16 protein-coding genes are annotated in these 19063 nt (G+C 67.2%); 11 read left to right on the forward strand and 5 right to left on the reverse strand.

Annotated features, from left to right (window positions below):
• Positions 1 to 25 precede the first annotated feature (25 nt).
• Together ACZK2G_RS02270 and ACZK2G_RS02275 are read right to left on the reverse strand one after the other, a co-directional pair.
• Complete coding sequence (locus ACZK2G_RS02270) at positions 26 to 1633, reverse strand: ABC-F family ATP-binding cassette domain-containing protein (protein ID WP_478474575.1); 1608 nt, start codon at positions 1631 to 1633, stop codon at positions 26 to 28.
• 307 nt (positions 1634 to 1940) lie between these two features.
• Positions 1941 to 2840, reverse strand: coding sequence for a LysR family transcriptional regulator (locus ACZK2G_RS02275; RefSeq protein WP_430766252.1), 900 nt, complete (start codon positions 2838 to 2840; stop codon positions 1941 to 1943).
• A 228-nt stretch (positions 2841 to 3068) separates the two neighbouring features.
• On the opposite strand from ACZK2G_RS02275, the gene ACZK2G_RS02280 reads away from it, so the two are divergent.
• Together ACZK2G_RS02280 and ACZK2G_RS02285 are read left to right on the forward strand one after the other, a co-directional pair.
• Positions 3069 to 4247 (forward strand): serine hydrolase domain-containing protein, encoded by a 1179-nt coding sequence (locus ACZK2G_RS02280; RefSeq protein WP_478474577.1) that lies wholly within the window; start codon positions 3069 to 3071, stop codon positions 4245 to 4247.
• A complete protein-coding gene (locus tag ACZK2G_RS02285) occupies positions 4244 to 5428 on the forward strand; it encodes an MFS transporter (protein WP_046984495.1) in 1185 nt (394 codons plus the stop codon). Before ACZK2G_RS02280 ends, ACZK2G_RS02285 begins: the two co-directional genes overlap by 4 nt.
• A gap of 314 nt (positions 5429 to 5742) precedes the next feature.
• On the opposite strand, the gene ACZK2G_RS02290 is transcribed toward ACZK2G_RS02285, so the two are convergent.
• Entirely contained in the window at positions 5743 to 7359 is a 1617-nt protein-coding gene (locus ACZK2G_RS02290; RefSeq protein WP_295380931.1) for an EAL domain-containing protein, read from the reverse strand.
• Positions 7360 to 7588: 229 nt separating this feature from the next.
• On the opposite strand from ACZK2G_RS02290, the gene cycA reads away from it, so the two are divergent.
• The 3 genes from cycA (at position 7589) to ACZK2G_RS02305 (ending at position 11148) form a co-directional block, all read left to right on the forward strand.
• Positions 7589 to 8962 (forward strand): D-serine/D-alanine/glycine transporter, encoded by a 1374-nt coding sequence (gene cycA, locus ACZK2G_RS02295; RefSeq protein ID WP_478474579.1) that lies wholly within the window; start codon positions 7589 to 7591, stop codon positions 8960 to 8962.
• Between the two features lie 205 nt (positions 8963 to 9167).
• Positions 9168 to 9944 carry a lytic transglycosylase domain-containing protein gene (locus tag ACZK2G_RS02300; protein WP_478474581.1) on the forward strand — a complete coding sequence of 259 codons (777 nt, stop codon included), beginning with the start codon at positions 9168 to 9170 and terminating at the stop codon, positions 9942 to 9944.
• Positions 9945 to 10233: 289 nt separating this feature from the next.
• Positions 10234 to 11148, forward strand: coding sequence for an IS110 family transposase (locus ACZK2G_RS02305; RefSeq protein ID WP_478474062.1), 915 nt, complete (start codon positions 10234 to 10236; stop codon positions 11146 to 11148).
• A 26-nt stretch (positions 11149 to 11174) separates the two neighbouring features.
• On the opposite strand, the gene ACZK2G_RS02310 is transcribed toward ACZK2G_RS02305, so the two are convergent.
• On the reverse strand, positions 11175 to 12695 hold the full coding sequence (locus tag ACZK2G_RS02310; RefSeq protein ID WP_478474583.1) for a tetratricopeptide repeat protein: 1521 nt from the start codon (positions 12693 to 12695) through the stop codon (positions 11175 to 11177).
• A 167-nt stretch (positions 12696 to 12862) separates the two neighbouring features.
• Here ACZK2G_RS02310 and ACZK2G_RS02315 point away from each other — a divergent pair, with 167 nt between their 5' ends.
• Positions 12863 to 14944 (forward strand): gluconolaconase, encoded by a 2082-nt coding sequence (locus ACZK2G_RS02315; RefSeq protein WP_478474585.1) that lies wholly within the window; start codon positions 12863 to 12865, stop codon positions 14942 to 14944.
• On the opposite strand, the gene ACZK2G_RS02320 is transcribed toward ACZK2G_RS02315, so the two are convergent.
• On the reverse strand, positions 14922 to 15329 hold the full coding sequence (locus tag ACZK2G_RS02320; RefSeq protein ID WP_049449291.1) for a YciI family protein: 408 nt from the start codon (positions 15327 to 15329) through the stop codon (positions 14922 to 14924). The genes ACZK2G_RS02315 and ACZK2G_RS02320 overlap by 23 nt on opposite strands.
• A 648-nt stretch (positions 15330 to 15977) precedes the next feature.
• On the opposite strand from ACZK2G_RS02320, the gene ACZK2G_RS02325 reads away from it, so the two are divergent.
• The 5 genes from ACZK2G_RS02325 (at position 15978) to ACZK2G_RS02345 (ending at position 19016) form a co-directional block, all read left to right on the forward strand.
• Positions 15978 to 16391 (forward strand): YciI family protein, encoded by a 414-nt coding sequence (locus ACZK2G_RS02325; protein ID WP_049424778.1) that lies wholly within the window; start codon positions 15978 to 15980, stop codon positions 16389 to 16391.
• A gap of 68 nt (positions 16392 to 16459) precedes the next feature.
• Positions 16460 to 16882 (forward strand): VOC family protein, encoded by a 423-nt coding sequence (locus tag ACZK2G_RS02330; RefSeq protein ID WP_005407887.1) that lies wholly within the window; start codon positions 16460 to 16462, stop codon positions 16880 to 16882.
• Positions 16883 to 16916: 34 nt separating this feature from the next.
• On the forward strand, positions 16917 to 17327 hold the full coding sequence (locus ACZK2G_RS02335; RefSeq protein ID WP_136639233.1) for a VOC family protein: 411 nt from the start codon (positions 16917 to 16919) through the stop codon (positions 17325 to 17327).
• Positions 17328 to 17351: 24 nt separating this feature from the next.
• Positions 17352 to 17708 carry a DUF1428 domain-containing protein gene (locus ACZK2G_RS02340; protein WP_032128771.1) on the forward strand — a complete coding sequence of 119 codons (357 nt, stop codon included), beginning with the start codon at positions 17352 to 17354 and terminating at the stop codon, positions 17706 to 17708.
• A 45-nt stretch (positions 17709 to 17753) separates the two neighbouring features.
• A complete protein-coding gene (locus tag ACZK2G_RS02345) occupies positions 17754 to 19016 on the forward strand; it encodes an RNA polymerase sigma factor (RefSeq protein WP_478474587.1) in 1263 nt (420 codons plus the stop codon).
• Positions 19017 to 19063: the final 47 nt, after the last annotated feature.

Raw genomic sequence — 19063 nt, forward strand, 5'->3', positions numbered from 1 at the left:
TGGCGGAGTCGAGCATGGCTCGACTCTACAGACTGTCGCGCCATTGCCAGCTGTTGGCGGTGACCTGCAATACCTGCGTCGGCCGCAATGCCTGCAGCAGATGCAGGTCGTGGCTGACCATCATCAAGGCACCCGGCCATGCCGCCAGCAGTTCTTCCAGTGCCTGCAATGCGCTTAGGTCCAGTGCATTGCCGGGCTCGTCCAGCAGCAACAGCTGCGGCGCGGGATCGGCGTACAACACGCTGGCCAGTGCGCCTTTCACCCGTTCGCCATCGCTGAGGCTGCTGGCGGGGCGCTGGATGCGCTGCGCATCCAGTCCCAGCAGCGCGAGCCGGGTGCGCAGTTCGCCCGGGTCCGCACCCGGATTGGCGGCCTGTACGCTATCGAGGATGCTGTGCTCGCCGGACAATCCCAGCAGTTGCTGGTCGAGCAGCGCCAGTGGCGCGTGGCGTTGCACCGTGCCATCGCGCGCTCGCAGCTGGCCGGCCAGCACACGCAGCAGGGTGGATTTGCCACTGCCGTTGTCACCGACCACGGCGATGCGCTGGCCGCGACGGATCTCCAGCTGCAACGGGGCACTGCAGCCATGCGGCAGCACCAAGGCCTCGGCCTGCAGCAGGCGCGTGCTGCCACGTTCCCCCGCACCGGCAAACAGCGCCAGCTCCGGTGCCGCATGAACCGCGGATGCCGCTGCACGCAGCTGCTCTGCACTGGCCTGCAGGCGTTCTGACTGCACCTGCTGCGCGCGCCCGTGACTGGCTTCGGCACGCTGCTTCTGCCGGCCGAGCAGGATCGGTGCCTGGTTGGCCTGCTTTGCATCTCGGGTGCCACGTACCTGGCGTTGCTGTTGGCGTTCGTGCTGTTCGCGCGCGCTGCGTTGCTGCTGTCGGTGCTGGGCGCGTGCATGGTCGAGCTGGGCGGCGGCGGCTTCGCGTTCGGCGGCGCGCACTTCGGCATAGTGCTGCCACGCGCCGCCATAGCGATGTAGGCCACGCCCATCGAGTTCGACAATCTGCTGCATGCGGCCCAGCAGCTCGCGGTCATGGCTGATCGCCAGCAGGCCGCCGCGCCATTGCTGCAACTGCTCGTACAGTTGCTGGCGATGACGGGCATCGAGGTGGTTGCTGGGTTCGTCCAGGATCAACCAGTCGGCATCGCTGGCCCACGCGCCGGACAGTGCCACCTGCATCACCTGGCCGCCGCTGAGGCGCGCAGCAGGCTGGGCGTGATCGAGATCATCGGGCAAGCCCAGCGCCTGCCATTGTTGCTGCAGGCGTTCGCGCAGGTCCCAACGGTCGCCAACGCAGGCGAAGTCGGCCTCGTTGACGCTGCCGGCTTCGATGCGTGCGAGCGCGGACAGCGCTTCACCCACACCGGCCAACTCACCCACGGTGCCGGCTGGTGGATAGCCCGGTGTGGGCAACAGGAACACGCGGCCACTGCCACGCACTTGGCCACTGTCGGGCGATAGCCGTCCGGCCAGCAGGCGTGCGAGCACGCTCTTGCCGGCGCCATTGGCACCGACCAGGCCGGTAGCAACCGGTTCGAAGGAAAACGTCAGATCGGAAAACAGCGGACGGCCGTCGGCCAATCGATACGACACGCGATCGAGCGTGAGGGAATGCGGGGTCATGCGACCTCCATGGATGCCGGGATCTCCCCTGCGCGCAGGGGCGGGAAGAGTCAGGCCGTCTGTTGGGAAGACGGCGGCATCAATGGCGCATTGGTCGCGAGCCTCTGGGAGGAATGAGCGGCCAGTATAGCGGCAGTGGCTGAATGGTCAGGTGTGCGGCCGCCGGGCATGGCCCGGCGCTACCGGTGTTTGGGTGGTTCCGTTGTAGAGCCGAGCCCATGCTCGGCTGCGCTTCGCTTGGCATCTGGTGAGTCGAGCATGGCTCGACCCTACAAGGGCATCCACGCATGGCGTGGATTTGTTGGGCCTACGGCACGGTTTCCAGGCGCTCGCTGACGAAATCGATGAACACCCGCAGCTTCGGCAGCACATGGCGGCCGGAGGGCCACAACAGGTGGAAGATGCCGCAGGAATGCACATGCTCGTCCAGCACGGTGACCAGGCGACCATCGGCCAGCGCATCGCGTACCGAGTGCACTGGAACGAAGGCCAGTCCGATATCGCGCAGTGCCAGTGCCACGCGCGCTTCGATGGTGTTGGCCACCATGTGCACGGGCAGTTCCTGCGGGGCTTCATTGCCGGGCCACTGGATCGGCCACAGCTCCAGCTTGCCGGTGCTGGGGAAGCGGTAGTGCAGCAGGGTGTGTTGGAGCAGGTCGGCCGGCGCACGCGGAACGCCGCGGCGCTGCAGGTACGCCGGCGAGGCAACGATGCGGCGCGGGAACACGCCAAGGCGTCGGGCGTTCATGCGTGAGTCGCTGGGTTCGCCGACGCGCAGCACGGCGTCGAAGCCTTCCTCGATGACATCGACCAGCCGGTCGCTGAAATCCAGGTCCAGACGGATGTCCGGGTAGGCGGCCATGAACTCGGCCATCAGCGGCAGGGTGAGATCACCCACCAGCGGCAGGCCGATGCGCAGCGTGCCGCTCGGTGCGGCATGCGGCTGCGCCAGTTCGGTGCGCGCGGCATCGCGCTCGTCGAGGATGCGCCGGCAGCGCGCCAGGAACAGCTGGCCCTCGGCGGTGAGGGTGATGCTGCGCGTGCTGCGGTGGAACAGGCGCACGCCCAGTGCGTGCTCCAACCGCGCAACGCACTTGCCGGCGGCCGAGGCGGAGATGCCCTGCACGCGGCCGGTGTCGACGAAGCTGCGGGTGTCGGCGGCATGCACGAAAGTCTGCAGATTGGCGAGGTTGTCCAGGACTGACATGGGCGTGTGGGGGAATGAAAGCGGCAGGGTAGGTGGCTGCGATCACGTGGGAAGGCACCGCCACCGCAACACTGTGGTGCGGGGCGGCGCGGCGACCGTTGCGGCCTTGCAGTTCCGGCCATCATGCCGATTGCGGACTGCACGGTCCATGATGCCCGGAGCGGCAACCGGCTTTTTGCACGGTGACATGCTGCCTAACGTGGCGACCTCTCCCCACGGATCACCGCGATGAACGCTGCCCTTTCCCTTGACCGCGCGCCGGCCCTGCCGTCGGTACAGCGGTTGCTGCAGCAGGTCCACCCACAACGCCTGGTCGGCGCGGTGGTGCTGGTGCGCGAGCACGGCGTGCTGCGTCATGCCAGCGCCACCGGCCTGGCTGATCGCGAGTCGGCCACGATGATGCGCCGCGACCAGCTGTTCCGGCTGGCATCGGTGAGCAAGCCGCTGCTGACCACGGTGATCCTGCGCCTGGTGGCCGAAGGTGTGCTGGACCTGGATGCGCCGGTACAGCGCTGGTTGCCGGACTTCCGTCCGGCGCTGGCCGATGGCAGCACGCCGCCGATCAGCCTGCGCCAACTGCTCAGCCACAGCAGCGGGCTGGGTTACCGCTTCCTCGAAGCCGATGCGGATGGCCCGTACGCACGGGCCGGCGTCAGCGATGGCATGGATGCGAATCCGCTGACATTGGCCGACAACGTGAATCGCATCGCGCAGGCGCCGCTGCTGTTCGCACCAGGCAGCCAATGGTTGTACTCGTTGGGCGTGGACGTCGCTGGCGCCGTGGCTGAAGCCGCGACCGGTGAAACCCTGCAATCCCTGCATGCGCGGCTGCTGGCCGCGCCACTGGGGCTGGCCGACACCGCATTCGCGACCACCAACGCGGCGCGGCTGGCCACGCCGTATGTGAGTGACGCACCGCAGCCGCATCGCCTGCAGGAAGGCGAGGTGGTCGCACCCTTCGAGGGTACGGTCGGCATCGAGTACAGCCTCGCCCGTGCTACCGATGCCAGTCGTTACCCCTCGGCCGGTGCTGGACTGATTGGCAGCGCCGACGAGGTGATGGCGGTGCTGGAAGCACTGCGTGACGTACAGGCCTCGAATCTGTTGCCGCCCGCGCTGGTGGCGGAGATGGCCGCTCCGCAGGTGGGCGAGCAGGGGCCGCCGGAGCCGGCCGGCTGGGGCTTCGGGCTGGGATTTGCGGTGCTGCGCGATGCCGCCGCCAGTGGCACGCCACAAAGCGAAGGCAGCTGGCGCTGGGGCGGTGCCTACGGCCACAGCTGGTTCGTTGATCCCGCGCGCGGACTGAGCGTGGTGGCGCTGACCAACACCCTGTACGAAGGCATGGATGGCGCCTTCGTCGATGAACTGCGTGACGCCGTCTATGCCGATCTGGAGGCTGCGCGATGAGCGGCCATGCCATTGATGCGGCGAGTCCTGCCGGCGAAGCTACACGCCTGCCGTGGGCCGGCCTGCTGGCGCTTGCGGGTGGCGGCTTCATCACCCTGCTGACCGAGACCCTGCCCGCCGGTGTATTGCGGCCAATGGGCGAGAGCCTGGGTGTGAGTGATGCCGCGGTGGGCCAGCTGGTCAGCGTGTATGCGCTGGGATCGGTGATGGCCGCACTGCCGATGACCGCGTTGACCCAGCGCCTGCCACGACGCCCCTTGTTGCTGGCCGCCATTGCCGGCTTCGTGGTGGTCAACACGCTGACCGCCGTGAGCAGCAGCTATCCGCTGATCCTCGCCGCGCGCTTCCTTGCTGGCGTCTGTGGTGGCCTGCTGTGGTCGCTGGTGGCCGGCTACGCCGCTCGCATGGTGGTGCCGTCACTGCAGGGCCGCGCGATTGCGGTGGCGATGGTCGGTTCACCGTTGGCGCTGTCGCTGGGTGTACCGGCGGGCACGTTGCTGGGCCAACAGATCGGCTGGCGCTGGGCGTTCGCGTTGATGAGCGTGCTGGGTGTCGGGCTGCTGGCGTACGCGCGCTGGACACTGCCGGCGTTGCCGTCTGCCGGTGCCGGCCAGCGCATGTCACTGGGCACGGTGTGGCGCATGCCCGGCGTACGCAGCGCGCTGGCGGTGATGGTGCTGTACGTGCTGGCGCACAACGTGTTGTACACCTACATCGAACCGCTGGCGGTGGACGCCGGTGCCGGTCCATGGCTGGACCGCCTGCTGCTGGCCTTCGGTGTGGCTGCCATCGTCGGTATCGGCATTGCCGGTTGGGGCGTGGATCGCCACTTGCGTGCGCTGGTGTGGGCGGCGGTGATCGGCTTTCTGCTGCCGGTGCTGGCCCTGCTGCTATGGCCGGGACAGGCAACGGCGCTGCTGCTGGCGACGATCCTGTGGGGCGTGGCGTTCGGCGCCGTGCCAACCCTGTTCCAGACCGCACTGGCACGTCGCGCGGGTGCTGCCGCGGATCTGGCGCAGTCGATGCTGGTGACCGGCTGGAACCTGGCGATTGCCGGCGGTGGCGTCGCCGGCGGCGTGCTGTTGCAGGCCAGCGGCCCGAGCCAGCTGGGCTGGCTGCCGTTGCTATTGCTGGCGGTGACCGTGGCGTGGCTGCTGGCACGGCCGAAGGCCTGGGCGTAGCTGTTGATCAGCGATGACGCGGTACCGGCCAGCGGCCGGCACTACCGTGGTCCACGTCATCCACGCATCGCGTGGATCCACCGAGCGCAGCGACCCGCGTTTGCTTTTGCTTTCTTCTGTTGATTCCGTGGTGGGACGCCGCCGGAACCTGTCAGAGGCCGGGGCGGTCGGGTTCGCGGGGGTGTCTGCGGCATGGATGCCGCGGCCAAGCCCCCATGGACGGGTTTACGGCGTCCCCCGCGAACCCGACCGTCCCGGCCAACCCCGGGATAGCCGTACGCGACCCACCGCGAGGGGCTCCGCCGTTGGCCGTCCTACTCGATCCCCTCACGCTCGATCGGCACACTCCGCGGGTTCTGCATGTGCTCCCGCGCCGCGCCATAGCGCTGCTGCCGCTTCTGATGGAACACCACGAACTCATCCCGTGGCAGCGGCCGCGAGAACAGCCAACCCTGCGCGAACTCGACCTTCCGGGTATGCAGATACGCCAACTGTGCCTCGGTCTCCACGCCCTCGGCGACCACCCACAGGCCCAGCTCCTTGGCCATGTCGATGATGTGCGGCGTGACCGGACTGGTCGCACTCTCGGTGCCGATCGCATCGATGAACGACTTGTCGATCTTCAGTGCATCCAGTGGCAGCTGCTCCAGGTACTGCAGGCTGGAAAAGCCCACGCCGAAGTCATCGATCGCCACGCTGTGGCCGGCCCGGCGTGCCTGCGCCAGCATCGTGCGTGCGCGGTCCAGGTCGAGGAAGCCGTGCTCGGTCGCTTCCATCCAGATCTGCTGCGGCAGGATGCCGCTGCCGGCCATGTGCTTGGCGATCAACTTCAATGCACGACCACTGCTGATGTCCTCGGCGGCGAGATTGATCGCGATGTGCGCGCTGCGGTCGGCCACCAGCAGCTCGCGCATGTCGCGCACCACGTTCTCGATCACTAGATCGGTGATCGCGCCGATCATGCCGGTCTCTTCGGCCAGGGGAATGAACAGGTCGGGGCGGACCTGGGTGCCATCCTGACGCTGCCATCGAATCAATGCTTCGGCGCCCACGCAGATGCCGGTATCCAGTTCGATGATCGGCTGGTAGTGCAGGTACAGCTCGCGGCGGCGGATCGCGGTGGCCAGTTCGCCGCGCAGGGACAGCCGGCGGCGCGACAGCCAGATCACCAGGCCGGCACCCACGGCAGCCATCAGCAACCCGAGCGGCACGTACAGCCATGCCTGCTGGCGGAAGGTGGCGGCCAGTGCCGTGCGTGGCGTGGTGGCGATCGCCAGCCATTCGCCATTGCGGGCGGTGGCGTAGAGGGTGTTGCGGTCAAGCCCTTCGCCCGGGTTGCGCAGCAGGGTCTCCAGCAGCGCCGGATCCATGCCGTCCTGCTTGGCCAGCAGGCGGCCGTCCGGGCTGGCCAGGGCCAGGCGCACGTTGGGGTCGGCGATGACATCGACGAAACGGCGCGGGTCGACCAGCACGTCGTAGGCGCCGTACAGGATCGACAGCACCTGGCGGCGCCCGCTGGTTTCGGGGCGCACGTCCACCGCGATGCCGGCCCCTTCGCTGGTCACATGATCGGCCTTGGGCTGCTTCACATCGGCCAGGAACGGGCCCCACGACGTGCAGCGCAGCGTGCCGCCTTCGAAATAGCCCATCTGGTCGATCGACGGCGTGGTCATCACCAGGGTCTGCATGCGCCGGATATGGTCCGGGCTGCACGGCACGTGGACGCCTGCCTCCGCCGACTTCAGCGCGGCCAGCGCGTCATGGTAGGACTGGTCGGAACGGCGCAGGGCGCGGCCGGCGATGTCGCGCAGGCGCTGCTGCTCGACACTGACCGCACGGTCCCAGGTGGCATAGGCCATCACCGCGATCGGCACAGCCGCGGCCAGCAGCGCCAGCGCGGTGCCACCAATGATGATGCGCAGGCGGCTCATGGCTGGAGCTCCGGCGGGGCAGGCAGGTCAGGGCGCATGGTCAGGGCCGGTCCTTGGGCAGGTGCGGCTATCTGAGCATGGCGCCGGGCCGGGCGGAATGGGACGAATCCGGTATTCGGTCACAATGTGGTGAAAGCGACCGCCATTGACGTAATCGGGCCATCCGGCGCTGGCGCTCCTGGCCGGGGAGGACTAACGTCGAACGCTTCGCCCGCCCCAGTCCACGCCCATGACCGAGCCCGCAACGCCCCCCGAGCACCTGCGCCGCAGCCTGTCCAACCGCCACCTGCAGCTGATCGCCATCGGCGGTGCCATCGGCACCGGCCTGTTCATGGGCTCGGGCAAGACCATCAGCCTGGCCGGCCCGTCCATCGTCTTCGTCTACCTGATCATCGGCGCGATGCTGTTCTTCGTGATGCGCGCGATGGGCGAGCTGCTGCTGTCCAACCTGCAGTACAAATCCTTCATCGACTTTTCCACCGACCTGCTAGGTCCCTGGGCCGGCTTTTTCTGTGGATGGACGTACTGGTTCTGCTGGATCGTCACCGCCATCGCCGATGTGATCGCCATTGCCGCCTATGCGCAGTTCTGGTTCCCGGGGCTGGATGCCTGGATACCGGCACTGGCCTGCGTGATGCTGTTGCTGGCGCTGAACCTGGTGACGGTGAAGCTGTTCGGCGAAATGGAATTCTGGTTCGCGCTGATCAAGATCGTGGCGATCTGTGCGCTGATCATCACCGGTGCGGGCCTGGTGGCGTGGGGCTTCACTTCGCCCAGCGGCCATACCGCCGCGCTGTCCAACCTGTGGAATGACGGCGGCATGTTCCCGATGGGCCTGGTCGGCTTCTTTGCTGGTTTCCAGATCGCGGTGTTCGCCTTCGTCGGCATCGAGCTGGTTGGCACCACCGCCGCCGAGACCGCCAACCCCGAGCGCAACCTGCCCAAGGCGATCAACTCGATCCCGGTGCGCATCATTATTTTCTACGTGCTGGCGCTGATCGCGATCATGGCGGTCACCCCGTGGCGCCAGGTGGTGCCGGACAAGAGCCCGTTCGTGCAGCTGTTCGTGCTGGCCGGCATCCCCGCCGCGGCCGGCCTGATCAACTTCGTGGTGCTGACCTCGGCCACGTCTTCGGCCAACAGCGGCATCTTCTCCACCAGCCGCATGCTGTACGGCCTGGCCGAGGAAGGCCACGCGCCGCGCGGGTTGTCGAAATTGTCACGCGCCGCAGTGCCCGCCCGTGGTCTGCTGTTCTCCTGCCTGTGCCTGCTCGGCGGCACGCTGCTGATCTACCTGATCCCCAACCTGGTGACCGCCTTCACCCTGGTCACCACGCTGGCGACGGTGCTCTTCATCTTCGTCTGGTCGCTGATCCTGGTGGCCTACATGGTCTACCGTCGCCGCTACCCGGAGCGCCACGCCGCCTCGATCTTCAAGATGCCCGGCGGCGTTGCGATGTGCTGGGCCTGCCTGGTGTTCTTCGCAGGCGTGCTGGTACTGCTGAGCCTGCAGGCCGACACCCGCCAGGCCCTGATCGCCAGCCCGGCGTGGTTCGTGCTGCTGGGTGTGGGGTACTGGGTGCGTCGCAGAACGGCGAAATGACCGGGAATGCGGGGTTTCGGGAACTTCGGGAATCGGAAATCGGTAGAGTCGACTGTTAGTCGACTGCTCTTCCATGGGCCTCCGGAAAACCCCGCGCTGCGCGCGATAGTCGACTAACAGTCGACTCTACCGGTGCCGATGCCGGGATTCGTCCCATCCCCCATTCACTTGGTGTTAGCGGGCGCGGCCGGATCATCCGGCCGCCATGTCCCGCCACCCCTTCCTGCTCGCGCTGTTGCTGCTGCCCAGCCTGTGGCCCGGGCTGGCCGCCGCGCGCACGGTCTACCGCTGCGTGCAGGGCAATACGGTCAGCCTGGCCACCGCTCCCGAACCCGGCTCGCGCTGCACGCCGAAGGAGATCGACGACAACGCTGTCCAGGCCCCGAACCTGTGGGGCAACATGGGCGTGTTCAGTGGCGTGCTGTACGAACGCGAGCAGGACGGCGCGCTGGTCTATTCCACCCGCAACCTGCCCGGTTCGCGGGTGTTCCTGAAGTTCACCGTAGCCACGCCGCCGGGCGAGCCCGCGCACGAAGGCCTGGGCAAGGTCGGCAAGCCGCAGCTGGCGCAGCATGCCAAGCAGTTCAAGGCCGCTGCCAAGGCCACCGGCGTGGATGACGCATGGTTGCGCGCGATCGCCCACGCCGAAAGCAATTTCGACGCGCTGGCGGTCTCGACCAAGGGCGCACAGGGCGTGATGCAGCTGATGCCGGATACCGCGCAGGAGTACGGGGTGAGCGATCCGTTCTCGCCGCAGCAGTCGATCGATGGCGGCGCCCGCTACATGCGCGCGCTGCTGCGCCGCTACAACGGTGATCGGCCACTGGCCGCCGCCGCCTACAACGCCGGCATCGGAGCGGTCACCCGCTACAAGGGCGTGCCGCCCTATGCCGAGACCCTGGCCTACGTGGACAAGGTGATGGCCCTGTATGCGCGCTACCGCGAAGCGATGGGCATCCGTGCCGAAGTGCCCGCGCGATAGGCTGGCGGTGCTGGATGTGTCGTGTAGAGCCGGGCCCATGCTCGGCTCATGGTGCCGGCAGCCGAGCATGGGCTCGGCTCTTATCTCTTGCGACTCTGGCACCTTAGGTGCCGAGAGCCCGGCGCGGGCGACCGTTCGGCTCTAGGTCTTCTCGATCGCTCTGTAGCAAGGATCTCCGCGCCGGTTTCTCCCTGATCCGCCCGAACAGTTGATCGAGTTGGCGCTCGCACTGATAAGACTGGGCAAGCGGGGGGAGCTCTCGGCCCTGTCAGCCTAGCGGAGTTACCTCATGTTTGGGATCGGGATCGATGTCAGTGGTGAGAATCTGGATGTTGCCGTCCATGAACAGGCCTTTCGCCAGTTCAAGAACAGCAAACGTGGCTGGAATAGCCTGATCCGGTGGTTGCAGCAGTGGCCAGCCAAGCAGGTCGTGCTCGAGGCCAGTGGCGGCTACGAGCAAAAGGCACTGGATGCGCTGCATGAAGCAGGCCTGCCGATGGTACGAATCAATCCTGGCCGTGGCCGCAGCTTTGCCTCAGCCACGGGAAAGCAGGCCAAGACCGATCGTATTGATGCCATGGTGCTGGCCCACATGGCCGATGCCCTAAAGCTGACCCGCTACGTACCGCCAGCGGCTTGGCAGCGCCGTCTGGGTGAGCTGTGCCAGCGACGTCGCCACCTGGTCCAGATGCGGGTGAGCGAGCATCAGCGCATGCGCGCGTTCAGCGAACCCAGCCTGATTTCCATGCTCAATCAGCACCTGCGCGAGATCCAGAAAAGCATCAAGCAGCTCGACGCCACCATCGCAGCGCTGCTGGCCGAACAGGAAGGATGGCGTGACTTTGCCAAGCTCAAAGGTGCCGGCCCGGTGTTGATGGCAACCCTGGCCTGCGAGCTCCCTGAGCTGGGCAAGCTCAGCGGGAAAGCCATCTCGGCCTTGGTAGGGGTTGCCCCCATGAACCGCGAAAGCGGCACCTGGAAAGGGAGACGGAGCATCACCGGAGGCCGCGCCGTTGTACGCGAAGCACTCTACATGGCGGCGCTGACCGCCAAACGCTATGAGCCCAGGCTCAAGGAATTCTTTGAATCCCTCGTCAACCAGGGCAAGCCGGGCAAGGTGGCTTTGGTCGCGGTGATGCGCAAGATGCTGGTGATCCTCAACGCCCGCAAAAGGGATGCGGAGGCCCAGATGGCCTCCGCCTGACAAGACAGTTGCTACAGGGCGTCTGCTCAGCGTGAGGTCGCGCTGCCGACCAGTTCGTAGCGTTCGACGCGGCCGACGCGGGTGATTTCTGCCTGCACGTCGGCGCGCTGCTTCAGCGCACGCCAGGCCGCATCGATCTTCACGTCACCCGGCAGCGACGGATAGGTACGCATGTCCTGCAGGCTGGCCAGTGTTTCGCCACGCTCGACGGGGGAGCGCAGTTGTTCGATCAGCACGGCGGCCGCGCCATCCAGATTGCCCTCGTCCAGCAGCATTTCGCGATGGAACAGGCGGGCGTCATCGCCCTCGGCGAGGATCGCCGCGCGAGCGACGTCCATTGCCTTGGCATTGCCACGTTCGCGCGCGGCGGCAAACTGCAGCAACGCCTGTGCTGCCTTGCCGTAGCCGCCGAGGCCCGGCATGTCATTCACCGCTGCGGTGGCGTCCTGCAGGCGGCCCAGCGAGCTGAGCACGAAGCCGACGTTGAACTGGTGCTCGGCGCCATCCGGGCCCAGCGCACCGATGCGCGCAGCCAGCTTCGCGGTGGCCAGCGCGTCGTCGGTGCGTCCCAACCGACGCAGCGCGGTGAACCGGCTGTTGAGCAGCCACGCGACCCATTCGGCTTCGGCCGCCGACGGGGATTCACCTTCGGCCGCTGCGCGGGCCATGCCATCGGTCAGGGCCAGGACTTCCTCGTTGCGGTCGAGCATCAGCAGCGTATTGCTGAACTCTGCCATGCGCGCGTCCAGGGCGCGGTCGAGCAGGCCGGACACGCGCAGCTCATCGAGATGCTTCTGTGCGGCCTGCACCGGATCGAAGCGTGCATCGCCGCGGTCGACATAGCGATCGAAGCGCTTGTCACTGCGCAGGCGGATGATTTCGGCCGGGCCATTGATGCGTGCCAGCGTGGCCGGGATGCCGTCGCCGCGACCGTTGTCGGCCTGCAGCGTCGCCAACGCCAGCCACAGCCCGGTCGGCTCCACGCCACCGCCTTTCCAGCCGTTGTCGAACAGTGCCTGCAGCAGTTCCATGCGTCGCTGTGGCTGGTCGCGCAGGCGGTACTGCAGGTAATTGATCGGCTGGCGCTCGATCGGCAGCGGGCCCTCGGCGTGCTTCAGTGCCTGAACCAGGTACCGGGTAGCCGGAGCCGGCTGGTTTTCGGAAAGTTCCAACGACACCAGGGTCAGCAGGATCTGTGCATCGTCCGGCAACGATTCCTGCGCCTGTTGCAGATAGCGCCGGGCCTGTGCCGGCTTCTTCTGCATCAATGCGGTCCAGCCCGCTACCTGCGCGGCGCGACCACGATGCTCGGCATCGAAATCATCCAGCAGCGGATCTTCCATCAGCTGTTCCATGGCGATCAACGCGCCCAGCGTATTGCCGCTGCGTGACTGCTGGATCGCTTCGTCCCAACGGGTGGCATAGGCCGTATGCACCGCGTCGCTGGTGACGGACGGCTTCTGTGGCGCCACCGCGATGGAGGCGGAGGCAGGGGCAACCGACAGGGCGGCGAGCAGCAGGGCAGTGAGGGGGAGAAGGCGGGGCATGGAGATTCTCCATCCGTGGGAAGAGCATTGAACCTGCTGCAGCCAGCGAGGACAAGCGCGATGGATGGAACTCTGGCGATCAGGAGTACGTTTGGCCATGGCGGATCGCGCGCGCAGCGTCTATCGTCGGTGCCTCTTCAGATTGCAGGCAGAGGCAACGCAGCACGATGGCACGGTGGCAATGGATGGCGGCGGGGGTCGCGTTGGCAACGGCGGTGGCATTGGCCGCGACCTGGTGGGATTCACCGCTGCAGACCTTGGCTGAACCGGCAGGCCCGGCGCCCACGCCGCTGGCCTGGACCGCACAGATCGAGATGCTGGCCGGCGACGGTCATCCCGGTGACCGCGATGGTGCGTCTGCGCAGGCCCGCTTCGCCGATCCCCATGCGTTGCTGCGCAGTGCCGACGGCAGCATCTACTTCACCGATGCCGGCGACAACAACCGCATCCGCCGCCGCCTGCCGGATGGCCGCATCGAGACCGTGGCCGGGCAGGGCGAGGGGCGCATCGACGGCCCTGCACTGCAGGCCAGTTTCAATACGCCCTCGGGCATCGCCGCCGATGCGAAGGGCAACCTGTACGTAGCCGACACCGGCAACCACGCGATCCGCCGTATCGGCACCGATGGCCAGGTGACCACGCTGGCCGGTGGCGAGCAGGGTTACGCCGATGGGCCGGCCGCGCAAGCGCGCTTCGATGCACCGATGGGCATCGCGGTGGACGCGCAGGGCCAGGTCTATGTGGCCGACACCTTCAACGACCGCATCCGGATGATCGGTACCGACGGCAACGTGCGTACCCTGGCCGGCGGCGAGCGCCCGGGGTTGGCCGATGGCCTGGGCGTCGCGGCGCGCTTCGATACGCCGGTGGCGCTGGCCTTCGATGCCCATGGCGCGCTGCTGGTGGCCGACCTGTTCAACAACGCGGTGCGTCGCGTCGGTGCCGATGGCACGGTCAGCACGCTGCTGGGCGATGGCGGCGTGATCAATGGGCCGCTGTCGCTGGCCACCACGCACGATGGCGTGCTCTACGTGGGTGACCTTGATGGCCGCATCGTGCAGGTAACACCGCAGGGCCACCAGATCGCACTGGTGGGCAACGGCCGCCTGCCGCGCCTGGCCCGGCCCAGCGGTCTGGCGATGGATGCCGACGGCAGTGTGCTGGTCGCCGATTCCGCCAGCTATCGCCTGCACCGCCTGCGCCCGCTGCCAGCGGGTGATTTGCCGGCACCGGCGCTGGTCGGGCCCGCTGCCGATGCAGCGTTGCCGGACACCGGTGGTCGCTGGCCATTGGCACCGCAGGACGGCTGGCATGAAGTGGTCGGCACGCTGGGCGAGGTGCGCGGCAACTTCAAGGGCGAGAGCCGCCACCACCTGCACGGCGGTTTCGATGTGCGCGGCGATGTCGGCCAGACCGTGTTGGCGATCGCCGATGGCAAGATCAGCAGCCCGGTAGCGGCGTGGAGCCTGGGGGGGCAGGCCGAGGGCCTGGCAGTGGACCGCCTCAAGTACATCCACATGCGGGTCGGCCGCACCCCGCGCGACCAGCCGTTCGATGCGCGCTGGCAGGCGCTGTACGACGAACAGGGCAAGCTGGAGCGCATGCGGGTGCGTCGCGGCACGCGCATCCACGTCGGCGATCGCCTGGGCAGCATCAACAACCAGGCGCACGTGCACCTGGCGGTGGGCACCGGCGGCTTCGAAACCAACGCCGTGGCGCTGGGCTTCCATAACTACGCCGACCACTTCGCACCGCGCATCACCGATGTCGCGCTGCTGGACGACAACGACCAGCCGCTGGCGGCTGGCAGCGACGGCGTGGTGATGCTGGCGCGGCAGGGACGTGGCGTGCAGATCGTAGTCGAGGCCTGGGACCAGGTTGACAACAACCTGCCGCGGCGCCGGCTGGGTATGTACCAGGTGGGCTACCAGATCCTCGATGCCGGCGGACAGCCGCTGCAGGGCTATGAGCAGCCGCGCTGGAACATCGTGTTCAACCGCATGCCGCCGCAGAACGAAGCGGTGCGCGTGGCCTATGCGCCGGACAGCGGCATCACCGTGCATGGCAGTGCGGTAACCCGCTTCCGCTACCTGGCCACCAACACCGTGCGTGATGGCCTGATGGAAACCGGGCGCTGGCAGCCGGCGGCATTGCCACCGGGCGAGTACACCGTGCGCGCCAGCGTGCGCGACTACAGCGGCAACGAAGGCGTGGGTCCGCGCGAGATCAGAGTACGGCTGCTGCCATAGCCGCAGCCGGGGCGCCGCAGCGTTCGCGCTCGGCGTCCATGTCTTCCAGCGGCCGCACTTCGATGCTGCCGAAGCGCGCCCACGGGAAGTCGCGGGCGACGCGCATGGCTTCGTCGCGGTCGCGGGCGACGATCAGGTTGAAACCGGCCAGCAGTTCGCGGGTCTCGGCGAACGGGCCATCCAATACACGGCTGTGGCCATCGCGCACGCGCAGGGTCTGCGCGGTGTCGACCGGCTGCAGCTTCTGCGCGGCAAGCAGCGTGCCTTCGGCCTGCAGCTTGTCTGCGTGGGCCAGGCAGTCACGCATCAGCGCGTTGAATTCTTCGGTGGGCAGGGCCTGGAGCAGGGCAGGCTCGATGTAGATCAGAAGCAGGTACTGCTGCATGGCACGGTCCTGGCGGGGGCGGGGTGTCCATGATGGCGCAGGTTTGCCTGCGGGCATGCTGCAGCGCGAAAAGCCGCCTGCGGCGGGCGATCGGCGAACGGCGGAGCCCCTCCGTGGTGGGTGGGTTGGTCGCTGAAAGCTCGGGTTCTTGGATTTGGCCGGGTGGGGAGGCAGGGCAGGGGGCGCTGCAAGTACGTCCATGTAAGCTCGGTCGCCGCATCCATGCGGCTCACGCCCCTGCCCTGCCTCCCCACCCGGCCTTGGACAGATCTCTGCGGCTGACCCACCACGGAAAATCACAAACAAGAGCAAAAGCGGGTCGCTTCGCTCGCAAAGCCGAGGCCGCCGGCCAACCGCCGTTGCCGTTGCCTTTGCTTCTGCCTTTTTTCTTGATCTTCCCGTGGCGGCCAAGCCCCATGGACGGGTTCACGGCGTCCCCGCCAATCCCACCTGCCCGGACCACCCACAGGAAACCAGCTTCCAGCGACCAACCCACCCACCACGGAGGGGCTCCGCCGTTCGCCGACCTCCGCCGAAGGCGCGCTTTCCACGGAAGAAATAATTTTCAGAGGACGTGTCGATTTCCAGCCCCCTGGTTCGTTGTACCCAGTGAAGGGCACGCACCACGCGTCCCCACGGGAGACCGCAATGAAAGTGATGGTGATCGTGAAGGCCAACGCCGACTCCGAAGCCGGCCGCATGCCCAGCGAACAGGAACTGTCCGAAATGGGCGCCTTCAACGAACAACTGGTGGCCGCCGGCATCATGCTGGCCGGTGAAGGCCTGCACGCCACCCAGCGCGGTCGCCGCATTCATTTCGGCAGTGGCGCGCCCAAGGTCGAGGCCGGTCCGTTTGGCCCCGCCAGCGAGCAGATCGCCGGCTTCTGGCTGTGGGACGTGCGTTCGCTGGATGAGGCCGTCGAGTGGGCCAGCCGCGCGCCGTTCAACAGTGGCGGCACGCTGGAGCTGCGCCCGCTGATCTCCGCCGAGGATTTCGGCGAGGCCTTCACCCCCGAATTACAGCAGCAGGAACAGCGTCTGCGTGCACAGCTGGAAGGTTGACCCGATTCATTTCCCCCGCCGGGCATGGCCCGACGCTACCACCCTGAAACCCACGACGGAGCATTGCCATGAAATTGATTCCCTTCCTCGGCTTCAGCGGCCAGGCCCATGAGGCGATGGCGTTCTATGCCAAGGCACTCGGTGGCCAGGTCACCTCGGAAATGAAGTACCGCGACATGCCGCCCTCCGATGGCTCGCCGGGCTGCAACGAGATGCCGCCGGAAACCCTGGACCACGTCGCGCACAGCCAGCTGGAAATCGGCAGTGCCATCGTGATGGCGGCCGACGGTCCCGGTGGTGGCGAGGGTGGTTCGACCACCATCAATGTCGACGTCGACAGCATCGAAGAAGCCGAACGCGTGTTCGCGGCGCTGGCCGAGGGTGGCCAGGTGCAGATGCCGATCGCCGAAACGTTCTGGGCGCATCGCTGGGGCATGCTGATCGATCGCTACGGCAAGCCGTGGATGGTCAACTGCATGAAGCAGCCGTGATTCCTGCCTCTTTCATCCACAAGGAGCTTCACCGATGAGTGCACCGCAACCGCAGATGATCTTCGTCAACCTGCCCGTGCAGGATCTGAACGCGTCCAAGGCCTTCTTCGCCGCACTGGGCTACAGCTTCAACCCGACCTTCACCAACGACGATGCGGCCTGCATGGTCGTCAGCGAGAGCATCTTCGTGATGCTGCTGACCCAGCCGTTCTTCAGGCAGTTCACCAACAAGGCGATTGCCGATGCGCACAGCCACACCGAGGTGATCACCTGCCTGTCGGCCGACAGCCGCAAGGCGGTGGACGTGATGGTGGACAAGGCGCTCGCGGCGGGTGCCAGCGAACCGCAGCCGGCGCGCGACTACGGCTTCATGTACCAGCGCGGCTTCCAGGACCTGGACGGCCATCTCTGGGAAATCGCACACATGGACGGCGAGCCGGGCTGACGGCCGCCGCAAGGGAGAACCCTCATGGCTTACGTGGATGCTTACGTGCTGCCGTGCCCACAGGACAAGGTGGCGGCCTACCGCCGCCTTGCCCGCAAGGCCGGTGCGGTGTGGAAGGACCATGGAGCGCTGCAGTACATGGAATGCGTGGCTGACGATGTGGAACCGGGAAAGAGCACGTCGTTTCCGCGTGCGGTCAAGGCCAAGCCTGGCGAAACAGTGATCGTCGCCTTCGTGGTGTTCCGTTCGCGCGCGGCGCGCGACCGTATCAACGCGAAAGTAATGGCGGACCCGCGGCTGGCATCGCTGGGCCCGAAGGACATGCCGTTCGATACCAAGCGCATGTTCTGGGGCGGCTTCAAGCCGATTGTTGAAGCGTGAGCTGCGGCGCTTGTGCGGGCCCGGCGTGCGTGCTGTGATCGGCGCATGCTCGAGCCCGCACTGACGCAGCGTCTGGAAACCCTCTGGCGGATGGAATCGCCGGTGTTGATCGCGCGCCTGGCGCGGCTGCTCGGGGGCGATGTCGGCCGCGCCGAGGAGCTGGCCCAGGACACCTGGCTGGCCGCGCTGGAGCGCTGGCCGGAGCAGGGCATCCCGGACAACCCCGGAGCCTGGCTGATGACCACTGCGCGCAACCGTGCCATTGATGTGCTGCGCCAGCACCAGCGGGTGGCGCAGCAGCATGCGCAATGGGGCGAGGAGCTGCATCCGGCACCCTTGCCGGCACCGGATGACAGCCAGGCGCTGGAAGATGATCTGGGTGACGACCTGCTGCGGCTGATGTTCGTGGCCTGCCATCCGGTGTTGCCGGCTGACGCACGGGTGGCGTTGACCCTGCGCCTGCTTGGTGGCCTGACCACCGTGGAGATCGCGCGCGCGTTCCTGCAGCCCGAGCCGACCATCGCCCAGCGCATCGTGCGTGCCAAGCGCACGCTGGCGCAGAAGCAGGTGCCCTATGAAGTGCCGCGCGCGGAGGCGATGCCCGAGCGGCTGGGGTCGGTGCTGGAGGCGATCTACCTGGTGTTCAACGAAGGCTATGCGGCCAGTGCCGGTGACGACTGGATGCGTCCGGCGCTGTGCGAGGAGGCACTGCGGCTTGCGCGCATCCTGGCGCACCGGCTGCCGGTGCCGCCGGTGCTGGGCCTGCTGGCGCTGATGGAGCTGCAGGCCTCGCGTGCCGCAGCACGGACCGATGCGCACGGCGCGCCGGTGCTGCTGGACCAGCAGAACCGTGCGCGCTGGGACTGGCTGCAGATCGAGCGCGGGCAGCAGGTGCTGGCACGCGCGCTGGCAGCCGGTGGTGGCGATGATCCCTACGTGCTGCAGGCACGCATCGCGGCCTGCCATGCGGCTGCGCGCCGCGCCGAAGCCACTGACTGGCCGCGTATCGTCTCGCTTTATACACAGTTGCTGCAGGTGCAGCCTTCGCCGGTTGTCGCATTGAACCGGGTAGTGGCGGTGCTGCGCTGCGAAGGTGCCTTCGCTGCATGGGCACAGTTGCAGCCGTTGCTGGACGATGCGCGCCTGCGCGATTACGCACCGTTGCAGGTGGTGCGTGGCGAGGTACTACAGTCGTTGGGGCGCGAGCACGACGCACGTCACGCTTTTGCGGAAGCCGCCAGACTCAGCCAGAACCAGGCAGAGCGCGGCCTGCTGCGGCAAAGGGCCGGTCTGCCCCCCGTGGAGTGACCCCGACGAAGGCAGCACTTGTCGGCGGGCCCGCGAGCCGTTATGTT

It is taken from the genome of Stenotrophomonas sp. 107298_Sma, assembly GCF_056480345.1.

Bases quoted from the DNA above. Each gene is read 5' to 3' on its own strand.
- ACZK2G_RS02270 (WP_478474575.1), bottom strand. From the start codon at position 1,633: ATGACCCCGCATTCCCTCACGCTCGATCGCGTGTCGTATCGATTGGCC.
- ACZK2G_RS02275 (WP_430766252.1), bottom strand. From the start codon at position 2,840: ATGTCAGTCCTGGACAACCTCGCCAATCTGCAGACTTTCGTGCATGCC.
- ACZK2G_RS02280 (WP_478474577.1), top strand. From the start codon at position 3,069: ATGAACGCTGCCCTTTCCCTTGACCGCGCGCCGGCCCTGCCGTCGGTA.
- ACZK2G_RS02285 (WP_046984495.1), top strand. From the start codon at position 4,244: ATGAGCGGCCATGCCATTGATGCGGCGAGTCCTGCCGGCGAAGCTACA.
- ACZK2G_RS02290 (WP_295380931.1), bottom strand. From the start codon at position 7,359: ATGAGCCGCCTGCGCATCATCATTGGTGGCACCGCGCTGGCGCTGCTG.
- cycA (WP_478474579.1), top strand. From the start codon at position 7,589: ATGACCGAGCCCGCAACGCCCCCCGAGCACCTGCGCCGCAGCCTGTCC.
- ACZK2G_RS02300 (WP_478474581.1), top strand. From the start codon at position 9,168: ATGTCCCGCCACCCCTTCCTGCTCGCGCTGTTGCTGCTGCCCAGCCTG.
- ACZK2G_RS02305 (WP_478474062.1), top strand. From the start codon at position 10,234: ATGTTTGGGATCGGGATCGATGTCAGTGGTGAGAATCTGGATGTTGCC.
- ACZK2G_RS02310 (WP_478474583.1), bottom strand. From the start codon at position 12,695: ATGCCCCGCCTTCTCCCCCTCACTGCCCTGCTGCTCGCCGCCCTGTCG.
- ACZK2G_RS02315 (WP_478474585.1), top strand. From the start codon at position 12,863: ATGGCACGGTGGCAATGGATGGCGGCGGGGGTCGCGTTGGCAACGGCG.
- ACZK2G_RS02320 (WP_049449291.1), bottom strand. From the start codon at position 15,329: ATGCAGCAGTACCTGCTTCTGATCTACATCGAGCCTGCCCTGCTCCAG.
- ACZK2G_RS02325 (WP_049424778.1), top strand. From the start codon at position 15,978: ATGAAAGTGATGGTGATCGTGAAGGCCAACGCCGACTCCGAAGCCGGC.
- ACZK2G_RS02330 (WP_005407887.1), top strand. From the start codon at position 16,460: ATGAAATTGATTCCCTTCCTCGGCTTCAGCGGCCAGGCCCATGAGGCG.
- ACZK2G_RS02335 (WP_136639233.1), top strand. From the start codon at position 16,917: ATGAGTGCACCGCAACCGCAGATGATCTTCGTCAACCTGCCCGTGCAG.
- ACZK2G_RS02340 (WP_032128771.1), top strand. From the start codon at position 17,352: ATGGCTTACGTGGATGCTTACGTGCTGCCGTGCCCACAGGACAAGGTG.
- ACZK2G_RS02345 (WP_478474587.1), top strand. From the start codon at position 17,754: ATGCTCGAGCCCGCACTGACGCAGCGTCTGGAAACCCTCTGGCGGATG.